Here is a 26486-nt window from a genome sequence, read left to right on the forward strand (position 1 = left end):
ATGAATTAGGGAGGAGAAGATGGATAGATTATTAGCCCGTTTTTTTAAATATATTGCATTTAACACTCAATCAAAACCATCCGCTAAAACGATCCCCAGTAGTGACGGTCAATTAGCTCTTGCCGAGTCGCTATACGAAGAATTGATGCAGCTTGGTTTGGTTGATGTGACGCTCAATGAACAAGGGTGTGTGACGGCAACATTGCCATCAAATGTTACAACACCTGTTCCCGTCATTGGTTTTATTGCCCACCTCGATACTTCACCTGATTTTCCTGGCAAGCATGTGAGTCCGCAAGTTGTGGAAAACTATCGTGGCGGTGATATCGCATTAGGGATGGGGGATGAAGTGTTGTCACCCGTCATGTTCCCGGTATTACATCGCTTGTTGGGAAAAACATTAATCACGACTAATGGCAAGACACTGTTAGGTGCTGATGATAAAGCCGGGATCTCTGAAATCATGACGGCAATGGTTCGTTTGAAACAACAAAATATTCCACATGGTGAGATTCGGATTGCGTTCACGCCAGATGAAGAGATTGGCCGGGGAGCGCCCTATTTTGATATAGAGGCTTTCGGTGCAGAATGGGCCTATTCCGTTGATGGCGGTGGTGTCGGCGAATTGGAATTTGAAAATTTCAATGCTGCATCAGTGGTCATCAAGATTGTGGGGAATAGGGTGCATCCGGGAAGTGCTAAGGGCGTTATGGTTAATGCTTTGACTCTGGCAACGCGAATTCACCAAGCCTTGCCCTGTGAAGAAACCCCAGAGCAGACGGAAGGCTATGAAGGTTTTTATCATTTGCAGAGTATGAAAGGCTCTGTTGAACGAGCTGAAATGCACTACATCATCCGGGATTTTGACCGCGTTAATTTTGAAAAGCGCAAAAAAAATCTTCTTGCCATTGCGGAAAGCGTCGGAAAAGGATTGCATCCAGACTGCTATATTGAGTTGGCGATTGATGATGATTATTACAACATGCATAGCGAGGTGCTCAAATACCCACATGTTATTGCCATTGCGAAACAAGCGATACTGGATTGCCATATTGAGCCGATAATCCAGCCGATCCGTGGCGGCACAGATGGCGCCCGGTTATCTTATCGTGGCCTCCCTTGCCCGAATATCTTCACCGGTGGATATAATGACCACAGCAAGCACGAATTTATTGCACTGGAAGATATGGAACAGGCAGTGAACGTGATTATGCGAATTGCTGAATTGACGGTAAGTTATGGAAATCATGTCCCCTCTGAATAACACATCGTTATTCAGAAAAGGAAAGGGGCAAAATGGATTGCCCCTTGGTTTAGATTAATCATTAAAATACCAATAACCGCTATTGACCAAGGCCGTAAGCAGGCTGACAAACCGAACATCATCGATCGCATCGCCCAGCAATTGTGCATTGACCTTGTCATATTGGCAAAGCGCGTCGGTGGCATGGATATGGGGGGTATCCATCAACTCGCCGTTGACAAAACATTGATCACCAATCCGTAAGACACGCAGGCCACTCAATCGATTTAATTCTTCGCCTTGTTTTAGCAAATCATAAATCTCATCGCTCTCATAAGCCGGTTCAGGCGGCGCCAGATCCAGTTCATGGCGTGATTGAGAAATAAACTCACCAAACCAATTTTGGAAAGTTTCTGGTTGTTCCAACACCTCACGCATCATTGAACGCAGTGTGTCCAGTTCGTTTGTCTGGATCAGCGCCGGATTATCACGGAATGTCAGGTCAGGATCGCTGTAGCGCTGGCTTCCTAGTTCATTTGCCAGAACATAATCGGCAAACCCACTGAATAATTCACGGGCATTAGGGGCACGAAACCCCACTGAATAGTTCAGTGAATCCTCAATAGCGTAGCCTTCATGTGGGAAACCTGGCGGAATATAGAGTATATCGCCGGGTAGCATCTCTTCGTCAATAATGGCCTCAAAGGGATCAACCTGTAATAAATCAGGATGGGGGCAATGTTGCTTCATGGCGATTTTTTCGCCCACCCGCCAGCGTCTGCGCCCTTTTCCTTGAATGATAAAAACATCATATTGGTCAAGATGAGGGCCGACACCCCCACCCGGTACAGAGAAAGAGATCATTAAGTCATCCATGCGCCAATCAGACAGTACACGGAATGGCTTCATCAGTGCAGAAGAGGGGAGATGCCAATGGTCAACGGCTTGTACAAGCAAAGACCAGTCTTTTTCGCCTAAATGGTCGTAGGTTTCAAATGGCCCGTGGGAAACTTCCCAGCGTCCATTTTTCTGGCTGACTAAACGGCTGTCGATTTCATTTTCCATCGCCAATCCCGCGAGTTCATCGGAGGAAAGGGGATCAATAAACTGATGGAAACCCTGTTTAATCAGCAATGGTCGTTTTTGCCAATGGTTTTGTAAAAACGCCTGCCAGTCCAGATTGAGCTGATAATCCATGGTGACATCCTGAAGTGAGAAATGAAGTTAGTAAGAAGTGAATTTCTCGCTATTATAACGAATAGTCAATGGCGATATTCGATTTAATTGAAATATTCCGGGATTGTGCTAGCCATTGACGGATCAGGATTGTCGTTATTGGGGAGTGGCTGAATGGTGTTGGTCGCGAAATACTACGTTCACTCTGGTGCCGCCAAGTGGGCTACCATCAATACTGATATCCCCTTCATATTGTTCGACAATTTCAGAAGCTATCGACAATCCGAGACCTTGGCCTGAACGCAATGTATCGGCGCGTAAGCCGCGTTGAAAAATCATTTCACGTTTATCAGGGGGAACACCCAATCCATCATCATCGACAATAATGGTGAGTGAATTTTCTCCCATTGTGGCAGTGACTTTGACCCATTTCAGACAATATTTACAGGCATTGTCCAGAATGTTTCCCATCACTTCCAGAAAGTCGTTTTTTTCCCCTAGCCAGGTCACCTCAGGAGAGACATCGAGCGTAATTTTGACCCCTTTTTCTTGATATACCTTGGTGAGCGCACTGATGAGCCCATCAAGCAAGATGGGGACGGAAGAAAGCTGCCTCAAAAGCAAACTATGGTCGCTACGCATGTTGGCTTTGTGCAGATAATAGCCGATTTGTTGAGATATCCGGTCAATTTGTTCAAGCATAATAGGTTCAGCTTGTTCAATGGTCAGTTTTTGAGGAGGGCGCAGAGAGCGCAGGGTTGATTGCAATACCGCTAAAGGGGTTTTCAGACTATGCGTCAAATCTGACAGCGTTGTGTGATATTTGGCATAACGTTTACGTTCATTGGATAGCAAGTTGTTTAAGTTTCTGACTAGCCCTTTTAACTCGGTAGGTGGGTTTTCTTCCAGTTTTTCCCTCTCGCCATTTTCTAGCGAGTTGATTTGTCTAATCAAAGATTTTATTGGTCGAAGGCTCCAGTCAGCGGCAAGCCAAATTAATGGAATGATTAGAAGCAAGTTAGCGATGAGGACATACCCAAACCATTCCCAGACTTTTGCTGATTCCTGTACATCTTGTGGAATAGTATCAATGATAACGATGGTCATGGCAGGGAGTTTGTCAGTGGCAGGATAAATATTTACGGCAACCGAGTAGGTCAATAACACATCCTTACCATTTTCTGCCTTTTTAGTATTATCTTGATTTGGTGTTGCTGTGGGATTATAGAAAAAATCGCCTTTTTCTTTAAAATAGGCTTCCAGCGTATATAACCCATTTTTTTTCAGCCAATCGGGGTCAATCATGCTTTCTAATTCGGGCACATTATTCTGGCGCCAAAGCACATTACCTTCATTATCATAGATTAATGCTAATGAACGGTAATTCATGGAAAAATCTTTGGGAACAAGAATTTCTAGCTTATTGTTTTTCCATCTGGCCAATGTGAAAAATAGATTGCTTTGGCTACGGAGTATGGAATAGCTTGTTTTATCAAAACTCACTAAATATCCGGCAATGGCAACAATTCCATATGATAGCGTCAGGGCGAGGATAATCGCCGCCGTAGCCATGAGAAACCGAGTTCTTAAAGAAAAAGGTTTTTCAGAAAACCTAGGCATCATAAGATTTCACATCAAAGCGATATCCTTGACCACGAACAGTGATGATGACCTCTTCCGGCCATTCATTTAATATTTTTTTCCTCAAACGCCCCATTAATACATCAATTGTGTGACTTTCGCGTAATTCAGCGTCTGGATACAATTGGCGCATGAGTGTTTCTTTACTGACAACCTTGCCATTATTGCGCATTAAGGTTTCGATAATAATGTATTCAAAGGCCGTTAATTTAATATTGGCATCATTGATAGAAAACTCCTTTCTGGAGAGGTCGATCAAAAAAGGTGAAATTTCAACTAATTGTGATGCCAGTCCACTATTGCGTCGCATTAATGCCTGTATGCGGGCATTGATTTCTTCCAGATGAAAGGGTTTGGTCACATAATCATCTGCACCGGCATTTAGCACGGCGACTTTTTCTTGCCAACTTTCACGGGCGGTGAGAACAAGGATAGGTAAATTAATTTGTTCACCGCGCCAGCGCCGTAACATGCTAAGGCCATCTTCTCCCGGTAACCCTAAATCAACGATAGCAAGATCAGGGTGACTTTCTTTAAGATAGTAATCTGCTTCTTTAGCATTCTCCGCAGCATCCACTTGATGCCCAATATCCCGCAGTTGTACGGTTAAGTGATGGCGAAGTAACGCGTTATCTTCAACGATCAATATCCGCATAATGATTCCTTATGCTAATCAGTCATGTTTATCAAATAAATTTAAAATAGCTAAGTAATCAATTTCGTCAATAAAGATTAAATAAAATTATACTTATATAATTATGAATGAACTAAGTATAGTAACTATTTGGCTTTTTTTGGTATATTAATGATCAGGGCATTTAAAAACAAATGGTTAGATTGAAATAACAAATAAATTTACAATCTATTTATCTTTTATATAAGATTATTGACCTAAATAGCCTTTAAATGACGTGTAGCGATAAGGGAATTTGGTTGGCTCTGGGATTTGAAAATCACGTATGGGCGGGATTAAAACCCGCCCATTTACTTGTATAAACAGGAATTATTTTAACTGATCAACTAACGAAGTAGCATACCCAATATAATTTGCCGGTGTCATGGTTTTGAGGCGTTCTTTTTCTGCTTCAGGCAGTTCCAGACTATCAATAAATGTTTTCATTCCTTCAGCATCAACGCGTTTACCGCGAGTCAGTTCTTTTAGTTTTTCATACGGTTTTTCAATGCCATAACGACGCATAACCGTCTGGATAGGCTCTGCCAATACTTCCCAATTACTCTCCAGTTCATCCAGTAAGTTTTGTGCATTGACTTCTAACTTATTCACTCCCTTCATCGTGGATTGATAAGCAATCAATGCATAGCCCAAACCTACGCCCAGATTGCGCAGTACCGTTGAATCCGTCAGGTCACGCTGCCAGCGAGAAACAGGAAGTTTGCTGGCAAGGTGCCCCAGGACCGCATTTGCCAAGCCTAAATTTCCTTCTGAGTTTTCGAAATCAATCGGGTTGACTTTATGTGGCATAGTCGAAGAGCCAATTTCGCCGGCGATGGTTTTTTGTTTGAAATGATTTAAGGCGATATAGCCCCAGATATCACGATCAAAATCGATCAGGATGGTATTGAAACGTGCCACACAATCAAACAGTTCTGCAATGTAATCATGCGGTTCAATCTGAGTGGTATACGGGTTCCACTGAATGCCTAAAGAGGTCACAAATGACTGGCTGAATTGGTGCCAGTCAACATGTGGATAGGCTGACAAATGCGCATTGTAGTTACCAACAGCCCCGTTGATTTTACCCAGAATGTCTACCTGCTCAAGCTGACGGAATTGGCGCTCCATGCGGTAAACCACGTTAGCAAATTCTTTGCCGACAGTGGAAGGCGTAGCGGGTTGGCCGTGTGTGCGCGATAGCAGTGGCAAATCGCGATAATCATGTGCCATGCGTGTGATGGCATCGATTAATTGGCGCCATTGAGGCAGCAGAACGTCCTCACGGGCTGTTTTTAGCATCAAGGCATGTGACAGGTTATTGATATCTTCTGATGTGCAGGCAAAGTGAATAAATTCTGCCACTTGATGCAGGGCAGGGATATGCGCCACTTTTTCTTTCAGAAAATATTCAACCGCCTTAACGTCATGGTTGGTTGTGCGTTCAATCTCTTTGATGCGCAGTGCGTCCTGTTCATTGAAATTTGCAATAACTTCATCAAGGTAAGCGTTTGCGTTATCATCAAAGGCAGGAACCTCTTTGATTTCTGTTGTTGCGGCCAGTTTTTGCAGCCAACGTACTTCGACCTGCACACGGAATTTTAGTAAGCCGAACTCACTAAAAATAGTGCGTAGTGCGCTGACTTTATCGCCGTAGCGGCCATCAATTGGAGAAACAGCGGTCAGTGAGGATAATTCCATTGGTAGCAACTCCCGGATTTTATTTAACAATTTATGTTTAACAGCGTTGGTTTAACAGTTTTTTTGCCAACAGTTTTTTTCTAACAGTCAGCAAGGATCTCTTTTGCCTGTCGGATCAGGCGCTGGCGAGAAAACATGATTTGCAGGCGGCCACCGCCAACTTGTTGCCATAAGACAGCGCTGCGGATACCGGCCAGTAATATAGATCTGACTTTTGCCTGGATCAGCGTATTACGTAAGACATCAGGTGAACCCGTCACTTGGATGCGTGGCCCCAGCGGACTGATAACATCGATATAAATTCCAGCCAGGGCGTTGAGCATGCCCTCTGACATCGGTTCAAAATAGGCTTGCTGACGTTCTAATTGTTCAATGCGATTTGCCAATTGGGTGGTGGCAGATTGATTTTTATTCAAACGACGTTCCAGTGCCATCAAACTCAACATATAACGGGTAAGCTCGGCAGAAACTCCACTATGTGAACCATTGAACATACCCAACATGGCATCAAGGCCGAGACGCAGGTTGCTGGCATTATTGCCAAAGACATCCAACGTGGATGCCGGGTTCATGTTCAGGATACTGTTGATCATGGTCTCAAAAGCATCAGTATCGCATTGGCCTTCATGGGCAAGTTTTTGCGCTATACGGCCTGACTGGCAGATGCCTGCCAGAGCCAGTGTAATATCGTAATAATTTTTAGCCACAACTACTCCTGTATACGTTGTTCGATCACACCGCCACCGAGACAGACTTCACCTTGATAAAACACGGCTGACTGACCTGGGGTGACAGCGGCAACAGGGCTATTAAAACGAACCTCAATTTTATCTTCGCCCAGAGGGACGACAGTGCAGGGGATATCATGCTGACGGTAACGTGTTTTGACGGCACAACGTATTGCTGTCTTTAATGGCTGGCGATCAACCCAATGCAGTTGTTGTGCAATCAAACCGACAGACATCAGGCGAGGATGCTCATGGCCTTGGGCAACAATCAATAGGTTGTTTGCAACATCCTTATCAACAACATACCAAGGTTCTTCACCGCCATTTTTTGTTCCCCCGATCCCCAATCCTTTGCGCTGACCGAGTGTATGGTACATCAAGCCAGTGTGTTGACCGATGGTCTGTCCATCCACGGTTATAATTGGGCCAGGTTGGGCAGGCAAATAACGCCCAAGGAAGTCTCGGAACTTACGCTCACCAATAAAGCAGATACCCGTCGAATCTTTTTTCTTCGCTGTGACAAGGCCAATTTCTTCGGCGATACGGCGTACTTCCGGTTTTTCCAATTCCCCTAAAGGAAACAGGCTCTTGGCAACTTGCTGGTGGCTTAATGTATATAAGAAATAACTTTGGTCTTTATTGTCATCCAGGCCACGGAGTAATTGGCTAATGCCATTCACATCCCGACGACGGACATAATGACCGGTTGCGATATAGTCAGCCCCTAAATCTTCTGCGGCAAATTCCAGAAATGCTTTAAATTTAATTTCCTTATTGCAAAGAATATCCGGGTTTGGGGTTCTGCCAGCCTGATATTCAGCAAGAAAATGTTCGAATACATTATCCCAATATTCGGCTGCAAAATTGATGGTATGCAGCTCGATGCCCAATTTGTCACAAACGGCCTGGGCATCGGCAAGATCGGTAGCAGCCGAGCAATACTCTTCACTATCGTCTTCTTCCCAGTTTTTCATGAACAGGCCAGCTACCTGGTAGCCCTGCTGTTGCAGAAGGTAGGCGGAAACGGATGAATCAACACCGCCGGACATGCCGACAATGACTTTTTTCTGGCTGTTATCTGACATGGATATATCTCACTGCGGAAAAAAAACAAACGCGATACTTTAGCACGTTGGCAACCAAGGTGCATCAAGCGTCTTTGTGCTCTTTTCATCTAATTATTGTTTATCATGATTATTTATTACGATTATTTGGCAAAAGGTGAACCATAATAATCCAGTATCGATAGCGGATAAGCCTTGCGCTCCAAATAGCAGAGAATACTTTCAGCAACCAGAGGGGAGCGTAGCTGTGAGCTATTTAGGATTTCTTCTGCACTTAACCAGTGGCAATGATGGATATCGCTATCTTGTGGATAGGTCGCCATGATTTTTTCCATTTCAACCAAAAATAGAAAACGGATAAACGGCGTTCCATCCGGTGCAATCCATTGGTGCAGCTTTAAAAATGCTTGTGGTTGTGCACGAATGCCAGTTTCTTCCCATAATTCCCGTTCGGCGGCTTCCGGTAAGGTTTCATCAGCTTCCAGATGGCCTGCGGGCTGGTTCCAGAGAAATTTACCGTTGATCAACTCTTCAACAACCAAAAATTTATTTTCTGCATGAACAATGCAGGCAACCGTGACGTGTGGACTAAACAAGGTTAATTTCTCTCCATTCTCCTGGGGATAACGAGTCTAATTGTATCGAACCCATACTAAAACGGATTAGGCGTAGTGTAGGATAACCTACATGGGCGGTCATTCTACGTACCTGTCGGTTTCGCCCTTCATATAACGTAATTTTAAGCCAACTTACCGGAATGCTTTTTCGTTCCCGAATTGGCGGGGTTCTTTCCCAGAGCCATGCAGGTTCTTCAACCAATTCAGCGCCGGCGGGTAAAGTCGGGCCATCTTTTAATATGATGCCACTGCGAAGTTTATTTAGGGCTGCTTCATCAGGAATGCCTTCCACTTGAACATAATAAACTTTAGCGGTCTTTTTGTGGGGTTGAGTCAATTTAGCCTGCAATTTGCCATCATTGGTCAATACCAGTAAGCCTTCGCTATCACGATCCAAACGACCAGCGGCATAAACATCAGTAAACGGGATAAAATTTTTTAACGTTGTCCTGCCCATCTCATCAGTAAATTGAGGCAAAACGTCATAAGGTTTGTTAAAAATCAATACCCGGCGGGGACCGATTGGTTTTTTGATGGCCTTGTTATTTTTTCTTTGGCTGAATCGGTTAAGTTGGCGTTTTTTAAAAGAGATATTTGTCATGATAAGCCATCGCTAAAAATTAGGGGACGTATTATACCTTAAATCTGCGGCCATTGGCGTTTGCAGAATATTCAAGTAGTATTGACACGTCCCTTACAAAAAATTAACAAGGCATTGCGCTTATTTGAAAGGAGAGGTTAATGGAAAGCAAAGTAGTTGTTCCGGCGGAAGGTAAAAAAATTACTATTGATGTCAAAGGTAAATTAAATGTTCCGAATAACCCGATTATCCCTTATATCGAAGGGGATGGCATTGGTGTTGATGTTACGCCGGTCATGCTAAAAGTTGTTGATGCTGCGGTTCAGAAAGCGTACAGCGGTGAGCGCGAAATTTCCTGGATGGAAATCTACACAGGTGAAAAATCCACGCATGTCTATGGCAAAGATGTTTGGTTGCCAGACGAAACGTTGGATTTGATCCGTGAATACCGTGTTGCAATCAAAGGCCCTCTGACGACGCCAGTAGGCGGGGGTATCCGTTCGCTGAACGTAGCACTGCGTCAGCAATTGGACCTGTATGTCTGCCTGCGTCCGGTTCGTTACTATCAAGGCACGCCAAGCCCTGTTAAGCATCCTGAACTGACCGATATGGTTATTTTCCGTGAAAACGCTGAAGATATTTATGCGGGCATTGAGTGGAAAGCCGGTTCAGCAGAAGCGGACAAAGTGATTAAATTCCTACAGGATGAAATGGGTGTTAATAAAATCCGTTTCCCTCAACAGTGTGGTATTGGTATAAAACCTTGCTCAGAAGAAGGCACTAAACGTTTAGTACGCGCTGCGATTGAATATGCCATTGATAATGACCGTGAATCAGTCACGCTGGTTCATAAAGGCAATATCATGAAATTCACTGAAGGCGCTTTCAAAGACTGGGGTTATGAACTGGCTCGCACTGACTTTGGCGGAGAACTGCTGGATGGCGGCCCATGGGTTAAGATCAAGAATCCAAAAAATGGCAAAGATATCATCATCAAAGATGTGATTGCAGATGCTTTCTTGCAACAGATCCTGCTGCGTCCAGCAGAGTATGATGTTATTGCTTGTATGAACCTGAACGGTGACTATATCTCTGATGCTCTGGCTGCACAGGTTGGTGGTATCGGTATTGCCCCAGGTGCAAACATTGGTGACGAGTGCGCATTGTTCGAAGCAACACATGGAACTGCGCCTAAGTATGCAGGTCAGGATAAAGTCAACCCTGGCTCTGTGATCCTTTCCGCTGAAATGATGTTGCGCCATATGGGCTGGTTTGAAGCCGCAGATCTGATCGTTAAGGGAGTGGAAGGCGCAATTGCTGCGAAGACCGTGACTTACGATTTTGAGCGTCTGATGGAAGGCGCTAAATTGCTGAAATGTAGTGAGTTCGGCGATGCGATTATTTCTCATATGTAATAATTGCTGATTGGGATATATAACGGGATCTTAATGGTTCCCGTTGTTTTATTTTCACCGCGCACCGCAGCGTAAGTCTGAACGTCGAGCCTTTAATGAGACTATGTTGTGTCTATCCAGACGGTTATGTATTCGGAGAACCGAATAGGAAAACATTAGGTAAAAATCGCTTAACAATTGCTTGTCATGGGTTTGGCCACGAGAATGGCATATCACATGTTAAGATAGATGATCAGTATTGCAACCCTGCACAACTTGCCCAGCATATTGAGGCATGGACAGAAGTTAACAATTATCCCTTTTTCTACCCGGAATTCTTGTGAAGGCGTATATGGGAGTTGTTCGTTCATCGTGTATGAACAATCATACTTGGGAACATTATGTAGAAAATGGGTGCAATTTTACTGAAAATATGCTGAGTGAGGATTTTAGATTATACAAGGATATCTCCGGTTATCAGTATCATAGTGTGGTGTTTTTAACTGGTCTGTTTTATAAGCAAAAATACTTGAATAACGATTAAAAATCGTAGGGCCCTTTCTGGAGGGATAATATGATTATTAAGTTATACTGATTGACAAATCATCTGATCATGAGGTGCCTATGTGGAATAGCAATCTTCAGAGAGGAAATATGCAATTATTGGCAAATTTTCTATCGCCAATAGATGCCCATATTGTCCTGGGCAGAATGTTATCAGAAGGTATTTATGCGGTAGTGATGGATGAAGACATTGTATGGAATAACTATATGTATTCCCAGGCATTTGGTGGAGTTAAACTTCTTGTCCACCAATCGGATATCGCGCACGCAAAAGCGATACTGACTGAAATTGAAGATAATCAGTTTTCTTTAGATAAAGATGAACCTAATCAGGCCAATAAGAAAAACTCATCGTTTCAATATCATTCTTCTGCACTAATAGATACAGTTTTAGTACTTTTGTTGTTTTTAATCTTTGGCATAGCGTTGCCGCTAAAAAGCTGAATTTATGTTTCGCTTTAATCTCATCGTTATGAAACTGTTAGCGACTAAAAATGAATTAAATGGTCAAAAGGCGAATAAAATAGAGCGACAACGTAAGTTGGTCGCTCTACAGGTGCTTATTTTGGGCTGTTAGATAAAGCCTGCTTTGTTTGTACTTTGCATGCTTCAACTGATTTAACCAGGGATTCGTCAAAATGGCGAGTGCTGGGGAAGGCTTGTTTATTTTTTCTGACTTCGGTGACGGTTTGTTTGATAGACGCAATAAATTCATCCTGATTGCTATGGATCTCTTTAAGATCAAATCCCTTGCTGCTTAATTCATTGAATGCCTTTTGGGCTATCACGTCGGGTGAGTCGTGGGTTTTAAAGGCTTCTACGGAGGCTTTCCCGAACAAATCACAATAAGTTTCCGCGGTTTTATCGACATTAGCGTGTGCGGCATATGAGAAGAATGAGGTAAGGAAAATCGGCAATAAAAGGTGTTTCATAATTTCCTCTTGAATCGACTATACCATGATAGTGGTAATAACTTTAACAGGAATGACATCATTAACAATAGTATATAATTCCAACGCTTGCGCCGAAACTCAGCGGGTAATGGTTTAAGTAAAGAGAGAGTGATTAAGGATTCTGCGCTGTGCATTTTCCTCTTTTACATACAGCACGCAGTGATCTTACTGGGTCATTATTGCCGTTTATGTAGATGCGGGTGAGAAGTTTGACATTTTTCTGAGTAATTTTGAGTGCATCAACTTCAAGATAATTCCCCGAACCTGCTGTGAGTTTGGAAACTATGAGTTCTTTGGAGCCATCACCATCAATATCGGCAAATGTTATCCTTGGCGTACCATTATCTTCAAACACGGAACCATCACGTTCAAAGACGCCGCCGGTTTCAAAGTCCGAGAGATCTTTATCTTTAAAAACGGCAATGGAATAACTGCCAATTGATTCGCTTTCCAGATCACCAATGGACAGGACAGCAAATCGTTTATCAGGCAATTTAATTAATTTTCCTTCTCTTGCGCTAACAGGTGTTGATAACAATAGCGTCATTAGAGTAGAAATTGCAGCAATTTTCAAAATGTTACTTATACGCATAAGTAATGCTCCGTTGTTTACTGTCTTGATTTAACAAATGTATAGGGTGATTTATATCGTAGCACGAATTGAGGAAGAGTATATTTTCAGCTCAATGCCCATTTATACCAATCCAACTTCAAGTTGCAGTTTGCAAGCCAATGAAAGTGTTTATATCTCCCGCACAGCGGGAGCTTGCAAAAAAGTATTAGTATTTCTTATTGGTGTTATTGGGCGGAATAGCGATTTTTATGCGATATAATAAAATAACATTTTATAATACAGGGGGTTTTTTGTTGTGATTATGGGATCTTATTCAGAGAGTGGTTATCATATTATTATCAACGGGAGTGATGACTCCCGTTTTTATTAACTTCGACATATATTAGGCTCTACGTACTGTTTTTTGCTATTTTTTCCACAATCTTATTATACTCTTTCCAGACAACAGAGACTGGTGAGCTCAAACAGCAGATAGAGATTGAACCGCCTGTAGCAGGATGATATTCATACTTTGATTTTCCTCTATAAACTCTCTTGGGCAGTATGTTGTCTGCGGGATTCTTTCTTTTTCGCTCTAACATCAATTATAACCTCACTTTCAGATTATCTGATGACCAGATAGTGGATTATTAATATCTTACTAACCTGTTATTGTTGTTTCCTACTGTAAAAATAACAACTGAAAATTTTAATATGCAATGATGGCATTTTCCAACTATCACAGTATTAAAATTTAATAATCTCATTTTAAGTGAAATATTGATATATGTTTTTGTAAATATTGGAAATTTCAATATTAAATTTTGTAATTACCCCATTTTTTTTAATGAATTGGATTATTGCTACATTAGTGATATGACAGTGTGTGATTATTCAAATTTGTTTTACATACTGTTTGCTTGGCATAATATCAATAACGTCTAATTAACAGATGCTCTCTATGTAGCCATTAGCGTCAATATTGGATTGACGCTGTTTTTGATAGGTTGTATTTTGGTTGCCAGCAGGTTTCGTATTTTGAGTTCAATTGTTAATTTGTTTATGTTTCTTGCTTATATATAGGAAGAATATTGGCGTGCATTTTTTGTTCTGAAAATACACCTGAATGGCTTGGAATAAGGAATAAAGCGTTTATGAGCATCAAGATAAACGTTCAATAACGCTAAAGTAAATGTAAAAATTTCATTAAAAGTTACCCATTGAAATAAATATTGTGTTACATTCTTTCCGCTTTGATGGCTTGTATCTCTGTATTTTTCGTATACAGACTTAGTTACTTGTTAATTATAAAAGGAATTAATCACAATAAAATTTCGCCGAATCCGGCATTATGGTCAGCTAATGTTTGCTAATTAGTAAGGGGAAAATATCTTGACGGATCTGATTAACTTCATTAACAACATTCTTTGGGACTATGTACTGATATACCTGCTTCTTGGGGCTGGTCTTTACTTCACACTGTGTTCTGGTTTTATACAACTTCGCCATTTTGGCCACATGTTCTCAATTCTGAAAAATAGTAATAAATCAGATGATTCTGGTATTTCATCTTTTCAGGCTTTATGTACCAGTCTGGCAGCTCGTGTAGGAACCGGTAACTTAGCCGGGGTTGCCATTGCAATTACAGCCGGTGGTCCAGGGGCTATTTTCTGGATGTGGGTAGTGGCATTTATTGGTATGGCGACTGCCTTTGTAGAAAGTACGCTTGCCCAGTTGTACAAGACGAAAGACGATCAGGGAAATTATCGCGGTGGCCCGGCCTACTATATGGAGAAAGGGTTGAAGAAGCGATGGATGGGAATTTTGTTTTCATTTTTCCTTATTATCGCGTTTGGTCTTGTATTTAATGCTGTGCAGGCAAACTCAATTGCGGAAGCGGCTGCCTTTGCCTTTAATATCAAACCACTTTATGTCGGTATCGTATTAGTCATTATCTGTGGCGTCATTATTTTTGGCGGGTTGCGCTCTATCGCCAAAGTCGCGGAACTTGTTGTGCCGTTTATGGCGATTGCTTATTTCATACTGGCACTTTGGGTTGTTGGTCACAATATTGAACGTATCCCAGCGGTATTTGCATTAGTTATTAAGAGTGCTTTTGGACTTCAGGAAGCGATAGCAGGAACATTAGGCTATGGTATTTCTCAGGCAATGACTCAGGGCGTTCAACGTGGGTTGTTTTCGAATGAAGCGGGAATGGGTTCTGCGCCAAATGCAGCAGCATCAGCTTCTCCATATCCACCACATCCAGCCTCTCAGGGGTATGTACAGATGTTGGGGGTATTTATGGATACCATCGTTATCTGTAGTGCAACGGCTGTTATTATCCTTTCTTCCGGTGTTCTCAACGAAAATGTCACGGCTATCAGCGGAATTGAATTGACCCAGCGAGCATTGTCATCTGCTGTTGGGCATTGGGGAACAATGTTCGTTGCGATTGCTATTTTCTTCTTTGCCTTTACATCGATTATCGCCAATTACGCTTATGCTGAAAGCAACATGATATTCCTGGAGCGTAACCACACTGCTGGTCTATTCATTTTGCGGTTGGCTTCGTTGGGTATGGTGATGTTTGGGACGTTGGCAGAAGTCCCTCTGGTTTGGAACATGGCTAACCTGTCAATGGCATGCATGGCTATTGTTAACTTGATCGCTATACTTCTGTTGTCCGGTATCGCAATGAGGCTGGCAAAAGATTATAACCAGCAGAGAAAATCAGGGAAATTGCCTGCATTCAATATTAATAGCTACCCAGAGATCAAACATCAAGTTGAAAAAGGTATTTGGGATAACGATGCACCACATAACTGTGAGAAGAGCAATTGCTGAGACTGAATTGTCTATGTAGTCTATCTATATAACATCGTTAGTAACAGAAGATGACTCATGTGGCCAGCTATTCGCCCGTTCCGCGAATAGCTGGCTTTTATTTGTTCTGAAAAACAGAGTGATAAGTAAAAAACGCCACATCTCTTTTCGTTTCATCTAACCTATAATCATCACAATATTTTCTCTTTCCATAAAATAGCTGACCGATCATGATAAAACGATTAATAATATGTATATTTATCACGCTGTTGATTGGTTGTTCTTATTCCCCTGAACAAGAAGATAGGGGCGGTTATATTGTTGACCGTTCCTACCCTTACTCGACTAAGCAATACATTGACTCAATCAAGTTTCTGGTTCTTCACTATACCGCGTTGGATGATAAAAAATCTTTGCGGGAATTAACGGGAGGCCGGGTGAGTACCCATTACCTGATTCCTTCGCGACCGAGGCATAAGGATGAAGAGCCGATTATCTTCCAACTGGTTTCAGAAAAGGAAAGGGCATGGCATGCGGGAAAGAGTGGGTGGAATGGATACCAGAGTTTAAACCGCTATTCTATTGGTATTGAAATTGTTAATTGCGGATTTAAGCAAGAGTTCATTAAAAAAGTATGGTGCCCATATCATCCATCACAAATCGATGCAGTGATCCGATTGGCAAAAGATATTATTCACAGGCATAAAATTCAGGCTGTGAATGTTGTTGGTCATAGCGATATTGCCCCGCTGAGAAAAGCAGATCCTGGGCCTATTTTTCCGTGGCGTGAGCTTTATGAACAAGGAATTGGCGCCTGGCCTGATCAGGCAACAGTCAATAGATATTTGGCCGGTAGGGCACCGGGTATGCCTGCATCAGTAATATCTGTTCAGAAAGCACTGGCACTTTATGGCTATAGTATCCCTCAAACGGGCGTTTTGGACAGTGCCACCCATAAAACGATTCAGGCATTTCAGATGCATTTTCGTCCGTCAGATATTAGTGGTATTCCCGATGCAGAAACGGAAGCGATAGCGCTGGCATTGGTCGAAAAATATCAATAATAACTATTGGAAATGTATGGAAAGGAGTCGTGTTATCCCAAAAGTGAATATGGGTTGAGGTATAGCGGCTGTGATGTGTAGCCGCTAACGATGCCAGGTTTCATGATTCGCAGTCGTAAGTTAGATGGAGTGGAAGTTTAACTTCAAGTTCAATATCTGTACTCTGGCGAAAATCATACGGTGTAATGCCATACTCCTTACGAAACATATAGGTGAAATGGGATTGAGAACCGAAGCCGAAATCCAGAGCAATGTCAAAAATAGGCAAAGAACTATTCCTCAACAGAGAAACAGCGCCAGCCAAACGTCGTTGGCGGATGTACTTCCCAAGAGATATGCCGGTAACTTCCTTGAATATTTTCTGCATGTGCCAAAGTGAATAGCCGGAGTAAGCAGCAAGCTCTTCAAGATGAATGACACGGCCAAGATGGTTTTCTATCCATTTACTCAGTGCGCATACAAGTGCTAAGTGGTTATCTTGTGCCATTACAATTTTAAATTGGTTGAAGGTTGGTGAAGTATACACAACTTCTTTTCAAGATGACAAAACTCACCATTAAATAGAGAGCGAAGTGATTAGACAAAAAACTTTAATACCCTATCATCACGCTATCATTGTGATAACTCTCTATAATATTTTATTATAAAGTTAACAATAATGAAATAATTCTGAGGCTATCTCATTGAACACTAAAAAAATCCTTTTAACTCTGTGCTCGATATTGATATGTTTGTTTTTGTTTTTGTTTTTGTTTTTGTATTTGTTAGCGCTGGATGTACATTGTGACCAAGGTAATGATGTATTCGAATTAGGTGTTTGTTCTATCACCCGATACTTGCCTTTTTGATATTTAATCAACCATTATTCTGCCTGCATGTGTGTTAACATACACTTGCTGTATTCATTCTTTGTAACATCCACCTGATAAGAATTGACCAACTCAATATGCGTTAAGTTAACACATAACTCAATTACAACAATATGTTGGAGTAATTATGTTGAGGAAATCGTGTTGAAGAAATTTTGACTCGACAAAATTTACACCAATCGAGAAGAGCAGGAGAATTTCTGGTTCTATTCAGGTAAATAGGTTCAAAACAACAAATAAAACAGCTTTTAATGAGATGGGTTCTAAGCATCGTAAAAAGAGGACTAGATGGCAGAACAACAAGAACAACAACCTACGCTTAAGCGAGGTTTAAAGAACAGGCATATTCAGCTTATTGCCCTCGGCGGTGCAGTAGGCACAGGGTTATTTTTGGGTATTGCCCAAACCATTCAAATGGCAGGTCCTTCAGTGCTCCTCGGATATGCACTCGGTGGATTTATTGCATTTTTAATTATGCGTCAACTGGGCGAAATGGTTGTTGAAGAGCCAGTAGCAGGTTCATTTAGTCATTTTGCTTATAAGTACTGGGGAAATTTTGCCGGTTTTCTATCAGGCTGGAATTACTGGGCAATGTTTATTTTAGTTGGAATGGCAGAGTTAACGGCGGTTGGTATGTATATCCAATATTGGTGGCCGGAAGTCCCCACCTGGATTTCTGCTGCAATATTCTTTGTACTTATCAATTTGATCAATCTAATTAATGTACGGCTATATGGTGAAACCGAATTTTGGTTCTCTATCATTAAAGTCAGTGCCATCGTCGGGATGATTCTCTTTGGATGCTATTTACTGATTAGCGGTCATGGTGGCCCAGAGGCAAGTATCACCAACTTATGGCAACATGGCGGCTTTATGCCAAATGGGATTTCTGGCTTGATCATGGCGTTGGCCGTGATCATGTTTTCATTTGGTGGCCTGGAAATGGTGGGGATTACCGCAGCCGAAGCGGAAAATCCTGAGAAAAATATCCCAAAAGCAACCAACCAGGTTGTTTATCGCATCTTGATATTTTATATCGGTTCATTAGCTATCTTACTGTCTCTGTATCCGTGGACGAAAGTGGTAGAAGGCGGTAGCCCATTTGTGCTGATTTTCCATGATCTGGATAATTTCTGGGTAGCGAATATCCTAAATGTGGTCGTATTAACAGCAGCATTATCTGTTTATAACAGTGGAGTGTATTGTAATAGTCGGATGCTATATGGTTTGGCGAAACAAGGTAATGCACCTCGAGCACTCACAAAAGTTAACAAACGCAATGTACCTGTCTTGTCTATTGGTTTATCAGCACTGGCAACATCCATTGGCGTATTGATTAACTACGTTATACCCGGTAAGGCATTTGAGCTGTTGATGGCATTAGTGGTAACCACTCTGGTCATTAACTGGATCATGATTTGTTGTGCTCATTTGAAATTCCGTGCCGCCAAAAATAGAGAAGGTATCAAGACGAAATTTCAGGCATTTTGGTATCCATATGGGAACTACCTGTGTTTGGCATTTCTGGCGTTCATTCTCGTCATCATTTTGACGATGCCACCAATTCGTATTTCAGTTATCTTGATGCCATTTTGGGTTGCTGTCTTATGGGTTGGTTATTTGATTGCTAACTCAAAGAAATCCAATAGATAACCCGACTCATCGTTAATTCATTCCATCCCTATTTTTTCAGTCGGGTATAATACCCGACTGATGACTTTTGTCAGTACGAATAACACAGACAACCCTAAACCAGGTTAGCCAGATAAAACGCGCAAACGCCTATAGTCGTATGTGCTGCCAGGTACTTTATGAAGCCAGTTGATCGTATGAGGGCAATTAAATGGAGGAATAGAAAAAAATGGCTCATAAATATTATAATTGAATAATATTTAATAAAAGATAAACAAAAAGTAGTCTGGTTACATGTAAAATAACTATATTGTATGTTCAAAAAGAATAAGATGAAATTAGCCATAATTTTTTTAGTTACTTAAAATGAGTTTTTTATAACGATAACTCTCTGGTCTACGCAATAACAGATATGAAAAACAGTATTATATATTAGGCTTATTAAAGATATTTCTTTGGGTTAATTTTTATTTTTACATTAATTCATGAGGTTATGTTGTTTAAAAGTTATTAGGTAATTTCAAATTGGAATGGGAATTAAGGATTTTAAATATGTGCGTTGGCTCCGGCACCTGAAAAAAATGGCTTGCGATTATATAAAGAGTATGTGATAAAACACATGGGTAAACGAAGTACGGTTCTGTTAATAAATAACAGTAACTAATACTGGTTTGTTTATTTTCATGCCAATAGGCGAATAAAGTGATTCAAAGGAAATTTTTGAAATGGCAAAAATCACTGGTACTGTGAAGTGGTTCAACGAGTCTAAAGGTTTTGGTTTTATTACTCCGAATAATGGTAGCAAAGATGTATTTGTACATTTTTCTGCAATTATGAAAGATGGGTTTAAAACATTGTCCGAAGGCCAACGAGTTGAGTTTGAAATTCAGGATGGCCCTAAAGGTCCTGCTGCTGCAAACGTCACAACTTTATAGTAATAAATTTAATTTGGCTGGTATTTGATTACTGGCTAAATATATTTATCGTTAGCTAAGTTTTATTATCTAACGATAACCTATTGCAAAAATCACTCTATTGGGGTACTAATAGAGTGATTTTTATTTTGACTCGGGGCGTTCTTTATTGAACTGAGAAGTACCCGTATGACCTGATCTGGATAATGCCAGCGTAGGGAAGTCATGGTATCACTTATTCCGATACCCGCTTTTCTTTAGCTGGTGGTAGGAATAACCATCATGAGAATTAACTCCTTGACTATCGCAGGAACGGATCCTAGCGGTGGTGCCGGCATTCAAGCCGATTTAAAAACTTTTTCCGCACTTGGCGCCTATGGTACGACAGTGATCACTGCCTTGGTTGCGCAAAATACGTTGGGCGTACAATCGGTCTATGAGATTGATCCCCTCTTTGTCGCTGCTCAGCTAGAATCAGTGCTTTCAGATGTCAGGATAGACAGTGCCAAAATTGGTATGTTGTCGAATGCGTCTAATATCGCTGTAATAGCGCAGTCGTTGCAGCGTTATCCCATTCCTTACGTTGTGTTGGATACCGTCATGGTAGCGAAAAGTGGTGATCCTTTGTTATCGCCAGAGGCCATGACCGCAATGGTAGAGCAGTTACTGCCGAACGTCTCTTTGATCACCCCCAATTTACCGGAAGCGGCAGCCATGTTGGAATGTGATCTTGCTGATACCGAAGATGAAATGATACGTCAAGGGAGAGCATTACGTTCAATGGGGTGCCAGGCAGTTTTATTGAAGGGGGGGCATTTGGATAATGAGGAAAGCCCAGATTGGCTTTTTACCTCGGAAGGGGAGTGGCGTTTTACCGCTCCCAGAGTAAATACCCGGCATACACATGGGACGGGGTGTACTTTATCCGCAGCCCTTGCTGCATTGCGCCCGCGTTATTCTGATTGGCAAAGCACGTTACCGGTTGCCAAAACCTACTTACAAAATGCACTGACACACGCAGACAGTTTGCAAGTCGGTCATGGTATTGGGCCTGTCCACCATTTTCATCAATGGTGGTGAGAAATAAAATTGCTTTTGAAGAATGGGGATACCGCGATCCCCATCTTGGAAGTAGTGAACTAAGCGATAGTCACTTTCTTATCGAGATAAACATCCTGTACGGAGTGAATTAACTCAACACCCTCTTTCATCGATTTTTTGAACGCCTTGCGGCCAAGGATCAAGCCCATTCCTCCCGCCCGTTTGTTGATAACAGCGGTGCGGACAGAATCACTTAAATCATTGTTTCCAGAAGCGCCACCAGAATTAATTAATCCCGCGCGTCCCATATAACAGTTGGCAATTTGATAGCGAACGAGATCAATCGGATGTTCAGTGGTTAATTTGCTATAGACACGGTTATCCGTATGCCCGAATTTAATGGCAGTATAGCCACCATTATTTTCAGCCATTTTTTGTTTAACAATATCGGCACCAATCGTGGCTGCCAGATGATTCGCCTGTCCGGTTAAATCGGCACTGGTATGGTAATCGACTCCCTCTTTCTTGAAAGCAGGATTACGCAAATAAGCCCATAACACAGTAACCATACCGAGTTCGTGGGCGCGTTCAAAGGCGGCTGAAATTTCTTCTATTTGGCGACGTGATTCGGGAGAGCCGTAATAGATTGTTGCGCCTACCGCAACTGCGCCCATGTTAAATGCCTGCTCGACACTGGCATACAACGTTTGATCATATTGGGCGGGATAGGTCAAAGTCTCATTGTGATTGAGCTTAACCAGAAACGGGATCTTATGAGCATAACGGCGAGAAACCGAGGCCAAAACACCGTAAGTTGAAGCAACACAGTTACAGCCTGCCTCAATCGCCAGTTCAACGATATTTTTGGGATCAAAATAGAGAGGATTAGCGGCAAAAGAAGCGCTGGCTGAATGTTCAACCCCCTGATCGACTGGCAAAATAGAGAGATAACCCGTACCTGCCAGACGTCCATGATCCAGCAAGGTTTGCATGGAACGAAGCACAGTATTAGGACGATTATTTTCGAGCATTACTCTATCGACGAAATCTGTACCTGGGAGATAGAGATTTTCACGTGGAATGGTATTGCACTGATGTTGCAATAAACTCTCTGCGTCTTTTCCTAACAACTTAACGATATCAGTCATGATTAACTCCAGTTTGCAAAAGGCGCTACTGATTGTTATTTATATTTACTTTGATCACAAGGCAAGTGGAGAGGGAAGCCGCAGTGGATCGCTTCAGTTAAGACAAATCTCGCTAAAATTTCACCATTTTGTATAGCAATAAAGTGAAATAATATGGATCTGATGCAGTGATAAATATTGGCGTCGTTCAATAATTGGATAATTTGGATTATTTTTTCTCAAAATTTCCTTCATTAAACTGAATAAATCCTCTTGATATTTATCAAGAGGGGGGTTTTGGGGATTACTGTAAAAAAGGTGGCTCATTGAGGTTTAATAAATGACCAATCTGGAACGATAAACATAAATTAATTTAATGATTAATGATCATGGGTATTTTTATAACGCTTTGATTTTATTGTGTTTTAATTTATTGTCATAAAAGAAAAGGCCAGCCCAAGGGAGATTGAGCTAGCCAAGGAGGTGGTTCCTAGTCTTACAATAAAACTTTTTTAGTTATTTATTTTTCAGGGCTGATAATACGAGAAATAAATTAGCATTGATGTGATCTGTTTCTAAAAAAGTAGATTAATTTCTTTAAAAACCTATTTCGATTTATTTTACTTGCCATTTTGTGGATAAGGTGTCCGGGTATTGCCACTTTTTAGGTTTCGAATAAGTAAAGCATAATCCAACTTAATTTCTTCAGGAATAGGGAGATAAACGATATGTCCATCACCTGGTGCAACTTCCACGGCTTGGCCTTTTTTATTTGTCATGGTTTCTAACGTAAAATTAATATTGCCAGATGGCGTCATCAGTTCCAGACGATCTCCGATCAGAAATTTATTCTTCACGACAACTTCTGCCAAGCCATTGACTCGATTGCCCGTCAATTCACCAACAAATTGTTGGCTGTCTGACACTGAATGACCGTATTCGTAAGTTTGGTAAGCATCATGGGTATGGCGGCGCAGGAAACCTTCCGTATAGCCACGATGTGCCAAACCTTCCAATGTAGTCATCAGTGTTGAATCGAACGGTTTTCCGGCAACGGCATCATCTATAGCACGACGATATACCTGGGCAGTGCGGGCACAATAATAGAAAGATTTGGTGCGGCCTTCGATTTTCAGTGAATGGACGCCCATCTTTGTTAATCTTTCCACATGTTCAATGGCACGTAAGTCTTTGGAGTTCATGATATAAGTACCATGTTCATCTTCAAACGCTGACATATATTCGCCAGGACGCTTGGCTTCTTCTATCATGAATACCTTATCTGTTGGTGCGCCTTGACCCAGTGTTGGCTCAATACTTTTGACCGGAATAGGATCGTGCTGGTGGACAATATTGCCGGTACTATCTTCCTTGCCTTCTTGCACATTGTATTCCCAGCGACAGGCGTTAGTGCATGTGCCCTGATTGGGATCGCGCTTGTTAATATAGCCTGATAACAGACAGCGGCCAGAATAAGCCATACAGAGTGCGCCATGCACAAAAATCTCAAGTTCCATATCGGGTACTTGCTGTCGGATTTCAGCGATTTCTTCCAGCGAGAGTTCACGGGAAAGGATGACTCGTGTCAGTCCCATTTGTTGCCAGAATTTGACTGTCGCCCAGTTAACTGCGTTAGCTTGAACTGAAAGATGAATATCTATTTCAGGGAATGTTTCACGCACCATCATAATCAAGCCCGGATCAGACATAATCAATGCATCAGGCCCCATTTCCACAACGGGTCTTAAGTCGCGGATAAAAGTTTTCAGCTTTGCATTATGTGGGGCAATATTGACGACGACATAAAAACGCTTACCTAATTCGTGCGCTTCTTTAATGCCCTGGGCCAATGTCTCATGGTTAAATTCATTATTGCGAACACGCAGGCTATAACGGGGTTGTCCGGCATAAATAGCATCTGCGCCATAAGCGAATGCGTAACGCATGTTTTTCAAGGAGCCGGCAGGAGAAAGTAATTCTGGAGTAAACATATTCTTAACGTTCTCGATCTGAGTTCAAGTCAGCCCTTACCTAGCTTTCATTACCATTACTAAGGGTAAGGTTTAAAGGAGGGGGATTTTAACGCTTCTCCTACCATTAGCACAAATATATTATGGGAATATCCCCGTCGCCTTTCAAGATGCGTTTTATATCTCCCCGCGCAGCGGGGAGATATAAGCACTTCCATTGGTTTGCAAACTGCAACTTGAAGTTGGATTGGTATATAACGATGCTACGTTGCGTATAAAACCGGTTGAAAATATCTATGGACTGACTTGGCGTTGGGAGAAAGCGCGCCGTCGATACGGCGCGAATCATCCATTGTACTTGTTAATGTTGTTTGGTCAGATCACGAATTTTCTCCGTTGGTCCGACTTTCATGACAGATTGCATACATTTTTTTACGCTTGCTTCATTGGCATGAGTTTCACTGGTCGCAATAATCTGATGGTTTCGGGCTTTCAGGACAAAATAAGGTTTGCCCGATTTGTTTTTTCTCACTTCATGGCGAGTCTTATCGGGAGAGTTGACTTGCACAGAGTGAATACCCTTATTGGCGGAAGCCTTGGTGGTATACATTTCGCTGCTCAGAATAATGTCACCGTTTGTTGCCACCAGATTGAAATAAAATTGCCCGTTCTTTGTTTTCTTAAGATCATAATGCCCAGTAGCCATAAGAAATTCTCCTGATTGGGTAATTATCAGCTTAAGTTTAGCCTGAATTTTGTACAGTCAAACAGATTGACGAGAAAAATTTATTGCCTGTCCTGCTATTTTATAGCGCATGATGACTATTTTGTATTGGTCGATTAATTTGTAACGGCTTCCAAATTGGATGTTGTACGAATATATTACAGTATCTCTTTCAGAGATAAATACACACCGTTGCAATCATCACTTGCTTAATTCAGCCTGTCATTAGGAGTTTTCCATGCCTATAGCTATTTGGGTTTTGGCCATAGCGACATTTGGGATCGCGACAACCGAATTTATTGTCGCGGGTTTACTCCCTGAAATCGCAACTGAATTTAATATTTCAATACCCACTGCGGGGAATATGGTAACTAGCTATGCACTGGGTGTATTTGTTGGGGCGCCCATGTTAATCATACTGGGAGGACGTATAGAAAGGAAAAAGATGCTTTCCATGTTGATGGTATTATTTATCATCGGCAATGCGCTGACTACGTTTTCCCCAACATTTTATCTGGCAATTATTGGTCGGATTATAGCCTCCCTAACCCACGGTGCTTTTATGGGGATCGGTGCGATTATTGCTGCTGAACTGGTGTCTGAAAATAAAAAAACCACCGCCATTGCATTTATGTTTAGTGGAATGACATTGGCGAATTTGGTGGGAATACCCATTGGAACATGGATAGGAAAAGCCATTTCCTGGCGCATCACTTTTGCCATAATTACAGCGATTGGGATTATCGCATTAGTGGGTATTTTAATATTACTACCTAAATTCGATCAGAAAGCGCCTGCCAGTATTAAAAAGGAATTGCTGGCTTTCACCAATATCCATGTGCTTTTGGCGATGGGGATCACGGTATTAGGCCCTGCTGCATTTTTTACAACGATGACTTATATCGCGCCATTGATGATCAATATCGCAGGATTTTCTGAGAGCGCAATAACATGGCTCCTTTTGGTTTTGGGGTTAGGATTTTTCTTTGGCAATATTGTGGGAGGAAAGCTGGCAGATAAGGCAATGATGCCGTTACTGTATTGGACGTTAGGATTACAATCCTTAGTCTTATTTATTTTCTGGCTTTATGGAAACAATCAATTCATTGCTTGTTTAAGTCTATTTTTAATGGCGGCATTAGGTTTTGCCACGGTATCGCCAATCCAGCGTCTGGTGATGGATAAAGCTCAGGAGGCTGGTGCAGCTAATCTTGTTTCCTCGGTTAATATTGGATTCTTTAATTTAGGCAATGCCGTCGGTGCGTGGTTAGGCGGCGTGATTATCGCATCTCATTATGGCTACACCTCCCTCAATTTGGCAGGTGGTCTATTGGCCTTAATGGCATTGTTATTAGCTGTCATTTCAGGTCTTATCGATCATAAAAGAACGCAATAACATGCCAAAATGTAGGACATCCTGGCGCGAGGAGTA

General features: G+C 41.8%; 24 protein-coding genes and 1 riboswitch. Of the genes, 10 read left to right on the forward strand and 14 right to left on the reverse strand.

Going from position 1 to position 26486, the window contains the following annotated elements; translation table 11 throughout:
* Positions 1-19: 19 nt before the first annotated feature.
* A complete protein-coding gene (pepT, locus tag Xkoz_RS00995; protein ID WP_099140341.1) occupies positions 20-1264 on the forward strand; it encodes a peptidase T in 1245 nt (414 codons plus the stop codon).
* Between the two features lie 54 nt (positions 1265-1318).
* Here the strand turns inward: pepT and Xkoz_RS01000 are convergent, their stop codons facing one another.
* The 8 genes from Xkoz_RS01000 to rluE all read right to left on the reverse strand — a co-directional run bounded on the left by Xkoz_RS01000 (position 1319) and on the right by rluE (position 9444).
* Positions 1319-2440 (reverse strand): ribosomal protein uL16 3-hydroxylase, encoded by a 1122-nt coding sequence (locus Xkoz_RS01000; RefSeq protein WP_099140342.1) that lies wholly within the window; start codon positions 2438-2440, stop codon positions 1319-1321.
* A 135-nt stretch (positions 2441-2575) separates the two neighbouring features.
* Positions 2576-4039, reverse strand: coding sequence for a two-component system sensor histidine kinase PhoQ (gene phoQ / locus Xkoz_RS01005; protein WP_099140420.1), 1464 nt, complete (start codon positions 4037-4039; stop codon positions 2576-2578).
* Positions 4032-4715: a two-component system response regulator PhoP gene (phoP, locus tag Xkoz_RS01010; RefSeq protein ID WP_099140343.1), complete on the reverse strand. Its 684-nt coding sequence runs from the start codon at positions 4713-4715 to the stop codon at positions 4032-4034. The genes phoQ and phoP overlap by 8 nt, the downstream gene beginning before the upstream one ends.
* A gap of 348 nt (positions 4716-5063) precedes the next feature.
* The gene (gene purB, locus Xkoz_RS01015; RefSeq protein ID WP_099140344.1) at positions 5064-6434 is read right to left on the reverse strand and encodes an adenylosuccinate lyase; all 1371 of its coding nucleotides are present in this window, start codon (positions 6432-6434) and stop codon (positions 5064-5066) included.
* 80 nt (positions 6435-6514) lie between these two features.
* Positions 6515-7141 (reverse strand): high frequency lysogenization protein HflD, encoded by a 627-nt coding sequence (gene hflD, locus Xkoz_RS01020; protein ID WP_099140345.1) that lies wholly within the window; start codon positions 7139-7141, stop codon positions 6515-6517.
* Between the two features lie 2 nt (positions 7142-7143).
* Positions 7144-8247, reverse strand: a complete 1104-nt coding sequence (gene mnmA, locus Xkoz_RS01025) for a tRNA 2-thiouridine(34) synthase MnmA (protein ID WP_099140346.1) — start codon at positions 8245-8247, stop codon at positions 7144-7146.
* A 122-nt stretch (positions 8248-8369) separates the two neighbouring features.
* A complete protein-coding gene (locus tag Xkoz_RS01030) occupies positions 8370-8822 on the reverse strand; it encodes an NUDIX hydrolase (RefSeq protein ID WP_099140347.1) in 453 nt (150 codons plus the stop codon).
* Positions 8815-9444, reverse strand: a complete 630-nt coding sequence (rluE, locus tag Xkoz_RS01035; protein ID WP_099140348.1) for a 23S rRNA pseudouridine(2457) synthase RluE — start codon at positions 9442-9444, stop codon at positions 8815-8817. The genes Xkoz_RS01030 and rluE overlap by 8 nt, the downstream gene beginning before the upstream one ends.
* Before the next feature lie 140 nt (positions 9445-9584).
* On the opposite strand from rluE, the gene icd reads away from it, so the two are divergent.
* Together icd and Xkoz_RS01045 are read left to right on the forward strand one after the other, a co-directional pair.
* Positions 9585-10838, forward strand: a complete 1254-nt coding sequence (gene icd / locus Xkoz_RS01040; protein WP_099140349.1) for an NADP-dependent isocitrate dehydrogenase — start codon at positions 9585-9587, stop codon at positions 10836-10838.
* A gap of 633 nt (positions 10839-11471) precedes the next feature.
* Positions 11472-11825 (forward strand): putative signal transducing protein, encoded by a 354-nt coding sequence (locus tag Xkoz_RS01045; protein ID WP_244183360.1) that lies wholly within the window; start codon positions 11472-11474, stop codon positions 11823-11825.
* 116 nt (positions 11826-11941) lie between these two features.
* Here the strand turns inward: Xkoz_RS01045 and Xkoz_RS01050 are convergent, their stop codons facing one another.
* Together Xkoz_RS01050 and Xkoz_RS01055 are read right to left on the reverse strand one after the other, a co-directional pair.
* Positions 11942-12313 (reverse strand): hypothetical protein, encoded by a 372-nt coding sequence (locus Xkoz_RS01050; RefSeq protein WP_099140351.1) that lies wholly within the window; start codon positions 12311-12313, stop codon positions 11942-11944.
* Between the two features lie 133 nt (positions 12314-12446).
* Positions 12447-12881: a PliI family lysozyme inhibitor of I-type lysozyme gene (locus Xkoz_RS01055; RefSeq protein ID WP_244183365.1), complete on the reverse strand. Its 435-nt coding sequence runs from the start codon at positions 12879-12881 to the stop codon at positions 12447-12449.
* A 1398-nt stretch (positions 12882-14279) separates the two neighbouring features.
* Here Xkoz_RS01055 and Xkoz_RS01065 point away from each other — a divergent pair.
* Positions 14280-15734: an alanine/glycine:cation symporter family protein gene (locus Xkoz_RS01065; protein ID WP_099140353.1), complete on the forward strand. Its 1455-nt coding sequence runs from the start codon at positions 14280-14282 to the stop codon at positions 15732-15734.
* A 212-nt stretch (positions 15735-15946) separates the two neighbouring features.
* Positions 15947-16777, forward strand: a complete 831-nt coding sequence (locus tag Xkoz_RS01070) for an N-acetylmuramoyl-L-alanine amidase (RefSeq protein ID WP_244183366.1) — start codon at positions 15947-15949, stop codon at positions 16775-16777.
* A gap of 100 nt (positions 16778-16877) precedes the next feature.
* On the opposite strand, the gene Xkoz_RS01075 is transcribed toward Xkoz_RS01070, so the two are convergent.
* Positions 16878-17264 (reverse strand): helix-turn-helix domain-containing protein, encoded by a 387-nt coding sequence (locus Xkoz_RS01075; protein ID WP_099140421.1) that lies wholly within the window; start codon positions 17262-17264, stop codon positions 16878-16880.
* Positions 17265-17460: 196 nt separating this feature from the next.
* Here Xkoz_RS01075 and mgrB point away from each other — a divergent pair, with 196 nt between their 5' ends.
* The 4 genes from mgrB (at position 17461) to thiD (ending at position 21272) form a co-directional block, all read left to right on the forward strand.
* Complete coding sequence (gene mgrB, locus Xkoz_RS26505) at positions 17461-17625, forward strand: PhoP/PhoQ regulatory lipoprotein MgrB (protein ID WP_479688395.1); 165 nt, start codon at positions 17461-17463, stop codon at positions 17623-17625.
* Between the two features lie 309 nt (positions 17626-17934).
* Positions 17935-19299: an amino acid permease gene (locus tag Xkoz_RS01085; protein ID WP_099140356.1), complete on the forward strand. Its 1365-nt coding sequence runs from the start codon at positions 17935-17937 to the stop codon at positions 19297-19299.
* A gap of 704 nt (positions 19300-20003) precedes the next feature.
* The gene (gene cspE / locus Xkoz_RS01090) at positions 20004-20213 is read left to right on the forward strand and encodes a transcription antiterminator/RNA stability regulator CspE (protein ID WP_099140357.1); all 210 of its coding nucleotides are present in this window, start codon (positions 20004-20006) and stop codon (positions 20211-20213) included.
* A 124-nt stretch (positions 20214-20337) separates the two neighbouring features.
* A riboswitch (TPP riboswitch) is annotated at positions 20338-20430 on the forward strand.
* 41 nt (positions 20431-20471) lie between these two features.
* Positions 20472-21272 carry a bifunctional hydroxymethylpyrimidine kinase/phosphomethylpyrimidine kinase gene (thiD, locus tag Xkoz_RS01095; RefSeq protein WP_208615192.1) on the forward strand — a complete coding sequence of 267 codons (801 nt, stop codon included), beginning with the start codon at positions 20472-20474 and terminating at the stop codon, positions 21270-21272.
* A gap of 59 nt (positions 21273-21331) precedes the next feature.
* On the opposite strand, the gene fbaB is transcribed toward thiD, so the two are convergent.
* From fbaB to Xkoz_RS01110, 3 genes are all read right to left on the reverse strand, one after another.
* Positions 21332-22381 carry a class I fructose-bisphosphate aldolase gene (gene fbaB, locus Xkoz_RS01100; RefSeq protein WP_099140359.1) on the reverse strand — a complete coding sequence of 350 codons (1050 nt, stop codon included), beginning with the start codon at positions 22379-22381 and terminating at the stop codon, positions 21332-21334.
* Between the two features lie 599 nt (positions 22382-22980).
* A complete protein-coding gene (trhP, locus tag Xkoz_RS01105) occupies positions 22981-24351 on the reverse strand; it encodes a prephenate-dependent tRNA uridine(34) hydroxylase TrhP (protein ID WP_099140360.1) in 1371 nt (456 codons plus the stop codon).
* Positions 24352-24691: 340 nt separating this feature from the next.
* Complete coding sequence (locus tag Xkoz_RS01110; RefSeq protein ID WP_099140361.1) at positions 24692-25036, reverse strand: YegP family protein; 345 nt, start codon at positions 25034-25036, stop codon at positions 24692-24694.
* Positions 25037-25292: 256 nt separating this feature from the next.
* On the opposite strand from Xkoz_RS01110, the gene Xkoz_RS01115 reads away from it, so the two are divergent.
* The gene (locus tag Xkoz_RS01115) at positions 25293-26450 is read left to right on the forward strand and encodes an MFS transporter (protein ID WP_099140362.1); all 1158 of its coding nucleotides are present in this window, start codon (positions 25293-25295) and stop codon (positions 26448-26450) included.
* Positions 26451-26486 lie beyond the last annotated feature (36 nt).

The organism is Xenorhabdus kozodoii, assembly GCF_002632875.1.
In the GTDB taxonomy this organism is placed as follows: Bacteria; Pseudomonadota; Gammaproteobacteria; order Enterobacterales; family Enterobacteriaceae; genus Xenorhabdus; species Xenorhabdus kozodoii.